General features: G+C 73.6%; 9 protein-coding genes. 4 read left to right on the forward strand and 5 right to left on the reverse strand.

Translation table 11 applies throughout. The features are described from left to right. Positions 1–80: 80 nt before the first annotated feature. A complete protein-coding gene (locus GT030_RS31420) occupies positions 81–380 on the reverse strand; it encodes a hypothetical protein (protein ID WP_161203996.1) in 300 nt (99 codons plus the stop codon). A 172-nt stretch (positions 381–552) separates the two neighbouring features. Here GT030_RS31420 and GT030_RS31425 point away from each other — a divergent pair, with 172 nt between their 5' ends. After that, positions 553–918, forward strand: coding sequence for a nuclear transport factor 2 family protein (locus tag GT030_RS31425; RefSeq protein WP_161203997.1), 366 nt, complete (start codon positions 553–555; stop codon positions 916–918). Continuing rightward, entirely contained in the window at positions 906–1,058 is a 153-nt protein-coding gene (locus tag GT030_RS31430) for a hypothetical protein (protein WP_161203998.1), read from the forward strand. The genes GT030_RS31425 and GT030_RS31430 overlap by 13 nt, the downstream gene beginning before the upstream one ends. A 5-nt stretch (positions 1,059–1,063) precedes the next feature. Here GT030_RS31430 and GT030_RS31435 read toward each other — a convergent pair whose 3' ends face one another. Both GT030_RS31435 and GT030_RS31440 read right to left on the reverse strand, forming a co-directional pair. After that, complete coding sequence (locus tag GT030_RS31435; RefSeq protein WP_161203999.1) at positions 1,064–2,089, reverse strand: alcohol dehydrogenase; 1,026 nt, start codon at positions 2,087–2,089, stop codon at positions 1,064–1,066. A 95-nt stretch (positions 2,090–2,184) separates the two neighbouring features. After that, entirely contained in the window at positions 2,185–2,679 is a 495-nt protein-coding gene (locus GT030_RS31440; protein ID WP_161204000.1) for a metallophosphoesterase, read from the reverse strand. Between the two features lie 88 nt (positions 2,680–2,767). On the opposite strand from GT030_RS31440, the gene GT030_RS31445 reads away from it, so the two are divergent. Both GT030_RS31445 and GT030_RS31450 read left to right on the forward strand, forming a co-directional pair. After that, the gene (locus tag GT030_RS31445) at positions 2,768–3,205 is read left to right on the forward strand and encodes a MarR family transcriptional regulator (RefSeq protein WP_135793273.1); all 438 of its coding nucleotides are present in this window, start codon (positions 2,768–2,770) and stop codon (positions 3,203–3,205) included. Positions 3,206–3,251: 46 nt separating this feature from the next. Next, on the forward strand, positions 3,252–3,836 hold the full coding sequence (locus GT030_RS31450) for a hydrolase (RefSeq protein ID WP_161204001.1): 585 nt from the start codon (positions 3,252–3,254) through the stop codon (positions 3,834–3,836). 59 nt (positions 3,837–3,895) lie between these two features. Here GT030_RS31450 and GT030_RS31455 read toward each other — a convergent pair whose 3' ends face one another. Next, positions 3,896–4,165 carry a hypothetical protein gene (locus GT030_RS31455; protein ID WP_161204002.1) on the reverse strand — a complete coding sequence of 90 codons (270 nt, stop codon included), beginning with the start codon at positions 4,163–4,165 and terminating at the stop codon, positions 3,896–3,898. A 107-nt stretch (positions 4,166–4,272) separates the two neighbouring features. Then, positions 4,273–5,526: ATP-binding SpoIIE family protein phosphatase (locus GT030_RS31460; protein WP_161204003.1), on the reverse strand; the 1,254-nt coding region annotated here is incomplete at its 5' end.

The following is a 5,526-nucleotide window of genomic DNA, read 5'->3' on the forward strand; positions in this document are numbered from 1 at the left end:
GGACGTACTCGGGTCTGGGGCCGGTGCGGCGAGAGGGCGTGCATGGCGTCGCGCGGCAGACGGGAATTGTCAGACAGGGCCTAGAGGCCGGGGAGCAGTCCGGTGACGGGGGCGGCGAGGTCGGTGAGCTGGTGCAGTTCGTTCAGCCGGTTCAGCTCGCTCACCTGGTTCAGGCCGCGCAGCTGCTCGCCGACGCGCGGGACCTGGCTCTGGGCCCGGGGCGGGAGTTCGCTGAGGGCGACGTCGTCCAGCACGGTCATCGGGTTGAGCTGCCCGTTGGCCGGCGCGCTCGCGTCGGCCGCGTTCGCCATGGGTGCGGCAAGGCCCGTGACACCGACGGCCAGACCGACGGCGGCGACGATGCGTCGTGTTGAGATCATGCCTTGAGCAACGTCCGTACCCCCGTGCCGGACACGGTCGGTGGCCGGGGCTCACCCGACAGACGGACCCGGTCCGCTTGCGTTTGCCGTCGCCGCCGGGGCGGAGGAGTCTCGGATGTGGGCCCCCGCGGTCCGCCGCCCGCCGGGCCGCGGGCGTACGAAGGAGGTCACCATGGGCAGCAAGAAGGATTCCGGCTTCACCACGGAGGCACTGCGCGAGGCCATCGAAGCGGACTCCCAGGACGGCCTGCTCGCGCTGTACGAGGACGACGCGCAGATCCGCGTCATCGACCACGCCGACCAGCCGAGCCACCCCAAGGTGCTGCGCGGCCGGGGCGAGATCGAGGAGATGCTCGCCGACATCTACAGCCGCGAGATGATCCACCGGCTCGACCAGTGCGTCATCGACGGCGACCACGCGGCGTTCACCGAGTCCTGCCAGTACCCCAACGGCGACAAGGTCTTCGCCGAGTCGATGCTCACGCTGCGCGACGGCCGGATCTCGGACCAGATCCTCATCCAGGCATGGGACGAGTAGGCGCGAGGCTCACGCGGGTCCAGGTCAGCTCCCCGCTGACCTGGACCTTCTCCGCCCGGCTGGGGACGGGCCCGCCGCCGGGCTCCCGGCACTCCGTACTGCCCCCGCCGGGGCTGCCGCGCCGGCACCGGCACGGCTGAGCGGGTCAGGGGGTGAGGACCATCCGGAAGCGGGCCTTGCCCGCGAGCATCTTCTGGAAGGCGGAGTCGACGTCGTCCAGCGGCACGGTCTCGGTCATCGGGCGGATGCCGTGCAGGACGCTGAACTCCATGGTGTCCTGCACGTCCTGTGAGGTGCCGGAGGGGTGGCCCCTGACCTCACGGCCGGCCATCAGGAGCTGGACCGGACTGATGTCGATCGGCTCCATGGCGGCGCCGATGACGACGAGCTGGCCGCGCGGGGAGAGGCCCTCCATGGTGGCCGACATGGCGTCGGAGTTCCCGGCGGTGGCCAGCACCACCTTGGCGCCGCCGAGCGCCTGGAGCGCCTCGGCGACCGCGGTCCCCGACGTGCTGTCGATGTAGTGGTGGGCGCCCAGTTCCCGCGCGAAGTCCTCCTTCCCGGCCCCGCGCGCGATGGCGACGGTCTCGAACCCCATCGCGGCCGCGTACTGCACCCCGAGGTGCCCCAGGCCGCCGACCCCGAGAACCGCGACCAGGTCTCCGCCGGGCCGGGCGTCCGTGTGCCGCAGGGCGTTGAAGGTGGTGACGCCCGCGCAGGCCATGGGCCCCGCGTCGACGGCCTCCAGTCCCTCGGGGATGCGGGCGAGCGCGTCGACGGGCACGATCACCTGCTCGGCGAAGCCGCCGTCGTAGGCCCAGCCGGGCACCTGGAGGCGGACGCAGGTGATGAAGTCGCCCTCGCGGCACGGCTTGCACCAGCCGCAGCTCCCGCCGAACCAGCCGACCGCGACCCGGTCCCCGACCTTCCAGTCCCGTTCCGCCGTGCCCTCCCCCAGCTCCGCGATCCGCCCGGCGATCTCGTGCCCGGCGACCTCGGGGAAGGAGATGCCCGGCAGCCCGCCCTCGACGAACATGGCGTCGCTGTGGCAGACCCCGCACGCCTCCACGGCGATCCGCACATGGCCGGGGCCCGGCTGCCGCACCTCCCGTTCGACCAGCTCGAAGCCGCCGCCGGGTTCCGTCACCTGCGCCACTCGGTAGGTACTCATACGCCTCTCCGGAGAACGTCGCAAAGGCCCGCGCGGGCCCTCGCTCCAGCAGACCAGCAGTACGCCGATCGCGCGCGCCGACGCGGGGGCCGGGGTTACGGGAGGGTGTGCGTGGTGACGTCGGTCAGGGCGCCGTCCGCCACGGTGGCGGTCATGTACGTGGCGTGCGGCTGGCGTCGGCGGTCGGTCGGGGAGCCGGGGTTGAGCAGGCGGAGGCCGCCGGGGGCGGTGGTGTCCCAGGGGATGTGACTGTGCCCGAAGACCAGGACGTCCAGGTCGGGGTAGCGCTCGGCGCAGCGGGCCTCGCGGCCTCGGGTGGGCCCGGTCTCGTGGACCACGCCGAAGCGCAGGCCGCCCAGCTCGGCGTACGCCACCTCGGGCAGCCGGGCGCGCAGGTCGTCGCCGTCGTTGTTGCCGTACACGCCGATCAGGCGGCGGCTCTCGGACTCCAGCAGGTCCAGGGTGGCGGTGTCCACCCAGTCGCCGGCGTGGAACACCACGTCCGCGTGCGGGAGTTCGGCGAGGAGGCGGTCCGGGAGCCGCTTGGCCCGCTTCGGGAGGTGGGTGTCGGACATGAGAAGAAGGCGCACGTCTCCAGCGTAGGGAAGCACAATGGACAGGTAAAACTGAACAGTCCGAACTGGACAGGCTGGGCTGAGGCTCATTACGGTGGCGGGCATGGTCCACATCTCCGGTTCGGCCGCCCGCGCGGCACGCGAGCTGCGGGTGGTGTTCAGCCGGCTGCGCCGCCGTATCCGTGAGGTGGCGCGGGACGCCGATCTCACGCCCCCGCAGGAGTCCGCGCTCTCCCTGGTCGGCAAGCACGGCGCCGCCACGGCGAGCGCGCTCGCGGCGGCCGAGGGCGTTCGTCCGCAGTCCATGGCGGCCACGCTCGCCGCGCTGGACCAGCAGGGACTCATCCGCCGCGCCCCCGACCCGGACGACGGCCGCCGTCAGCTCGTCACCCTCACCGAGGCGGGCCGGGCCCGCGTGGAGGGCAACCGGCAACTGCGCGAGGAGTGGCTCGCCCGCGCCTTCCAGGACCGGTTCACCGAGGAGGAGCGGGAGACGGTGCTGACCGCGCTGGAGCTGCTGGAGCGGCTGTCCCGCCCCTGAACACCGGGCCCTCCCCGGCCCCCCATCCTTTTCGAAAGGCCGACGCATGTCCGTCACCACGCTCGACCCCCGTACCGCCCTCGTCGTGATCGACCTCCAGGCCGGAATCACGGCGATGCCCGTCCAGCCGCACAGCGCCGCCGACGTGGTGGCCCGCAGTGCCGAGCTCGCCGACGCCTTCCGCGCCCGTGACCTGCCCGTGGTGCTGGTCCGGGTCTCCTTCGCCGCCGACGGTGCGGACGCGGTGCCCGGCCGCACCGAGCGCCAGGCTCGGGGCCTGTCCTTCCCCGAGGGCTGGGACGTGATCGTGGACGAGCTGACCGGGCACGCCGGGGACGTCCTGGTCACCAAGCACAACTGGAGCGCCCTGTTCGGCACCGACCTGGAGGTGCAGCTCCGCCGCCGGGGCGTCACGCAGATCGTGCTCACCGGCATCGCCACCAGCATCGGCGTCGAGTCCACCGCCCGCGACGCGTACGCGGCCGGCTACCACGTCACCCTGGCCACCGACGCCATGGCCGACGCCGACGCGGACGCGCACACCAACAGCGTCGAGCGGATCTTCCCCCGTCTCGGTGAGAGCGGTACGACGGCGGAGATCCTCGAACTGCTGGCCAAGACCCACGCCTGAGCACCCCCGGCGGGCCCGGCATCCACGGGGTGCCGGGCCTTTCCGCCGCCGTCGTCCGGTCAGTCCCCGGCGGCCGCGGCGCGTTCCACCTCGGCCTCGACCTCGGCGCGGGACCTCCCGGTGTCACGGGCGTACTCGCTGAGCGCGGTCTGCACATCGCGGGCCAGGTCGCGCCAGGCGCGCAGGGCTGTCTCGTACGTCCCGGACTGCACGCCGGTCATCGCCTGCTCGGCCGGGGGCCCGTAGGCGTCCCGCAGTTCCCTCACGGTGGCGTGTGCCGCGGCCGCCGCGCGCTGCTTCTGGACCAGTTCTTCAAAGGTGTGTGCCACACCAACCGACCCTAGGCACGCCGGGCGAACCCGCCACTCGGGGCCGCCGTCCGCGCCGTCCGCCGGGGCCCGTCCCCCGGCGTCGTCGCCCGCCTCGTCGAGGTCCCTCATCCCCCACCCGCCCCTCCCGCCTCGTCCGTCACCAGCTCCGCCCACACCTGCTTTCCGCCGCTGACGGGGACGGTCCCCCAGGCGTGCGAGACCGCCTCGACCAGCAGGATCCCCCGGCCGCCGGTGGCCTCCCAGCCGACGCTGGTCGGCTTGAGGGGTCCACGCGGCGAGGAGTCGGTGACCGCGATGCGCAGCCGGTGCCCGACCAGGCTGAGGTCGAGCCGCACCTGCCCCTCGGTGTGCACGAGGGCGTTGGTGACCAGCTCGGACACCACCAGCAGGGCGGTCTCGGCGGTGTCCCTCGGCAGCTCCCAGGCGCGCAGGGTGCGGCGGACGAAGCGCCGGGCGTGCCGTACCGCCTCCGGGACCCGCCACACGCTCCAGCTCTCGCGGCGCGGGCGTACGGCCATGCCGTCGTAGCGGACCAGCAGCAGCGCCACGTCGTCGCCCCGGTGGGCGCCCGCGAGCAGCGCGTCGGCGGTCTGGCCGAGGTGGGCGGGGTCGGCGGCGGCGAGGTCGCGGGCGAGCCGGTCCATGCCGGTGTCGAGGTCGGTACCGGACGACTCGACCAGGCCGTCGGTGGTGAGCGCGAGGACCGTGCCGGCCTTGAGTTTCAGCGGCGTCATCGGGTACTCCGCCCGGGTGAGGACCCCGAGCGGCGGTCCGCCCTCGGCCTCCACGATCTCGGTGCTGCCGTCCGGGTGGCGCAGCACCGGCTGCGGGTGCCCGGCGCGGGCGCAGAGGGCGGTGCCCTGCTCCATGTCGATGTCGACGTAGACGCAGGTGGCGAAGAGGTCGGTCTCCATGTCCAGGAGCAGCCGGTTGGCGTGGGCCACGACCACGTCGGGCGGGTGGCCCTCGGCGGCGTAGGCACGCAGGGCGGTGCGCATCTGGCCCATCAGGGTGGCGGCGCCCGCGTTGTGGCCCTGGACGTCGCCGATGACGAAGGCCACGTGGTTGTCGGCGAGCGGGATCACGTCGTACCAGTCACCGCCGACCTCCAGGCCCTCGGTGGCGGGCAGGTACCGGGCGACGGCCTTGGCACCGGGCAGCCGTGGCAGCCGGTGGGGCAGCAGGGTGCGCTGGAGCATGCCGACGAGTTCGTGTTCGGCGTCGAAGGCGTGGGCGCGGCGCAGGGCCTGTCCGGCGAGGGCGGCGCAGGCGGTGAGGAGGGCGCGTTCGTCGGGGGCGAACTCGTGCGGGCGGTCCCAGCCGATCAGGCAGGCCCCGGCCATCCGGCCGCCCGCGGG

Source organism: Streptomyces sp. SID1328 (assembly GCF_009865595.1).
Classification (GTDB): domain Bacteria; phylum Actinomycetota; class Actinomycetes; order Streptomycetales; family Streptomycetaceae; genus Streptomyces; species Streptomyces griseoluteus.

Coding starts and splice junctions, on each gene's coding strand:
- GT030_RS31420 (WP_161203996.1), bottom strand. CDS start 380: ATGATCTCAACACGACGCATCGTCGCCGCCGTCGGTCTGGCCGTCGGT.
- GT030_RS31425 (WP_161203997.1), top strand. CDS start 553: ATGGGCAGCAAGAAGGATTCCGGCTTCACCACGGAGGCACTGCGCGAG.
- GT030_RS31430 (WP_161203998.1), top strand. CDS start 906: ATGGGACGAGTAGGCGCGAGGCTCACGCGGGTCCAGGTCAGCTCCCCG.
- GT030_RS31435 (WP_161203999.1), bottom strand. CDS start 2,089: ATGAGTACCTACCGAGTGGCGCAGGTGACGGAACCCGGCGGCGGCTTC.
- GT030_RS31445 (WP_135793273.1), top strand. CDS start 2,768: ATGGTCCACATCTCCGGTTCGGCCGCCCGCGCGGCACGCGAGCTGCGG.
- GT030_RS31450 (WP_161204001.1), top strand. CDS start 3,252: ATGTCCGTCACCACGCTCGACCCCCGTACCGCCCTCGTCGTGATCGAC.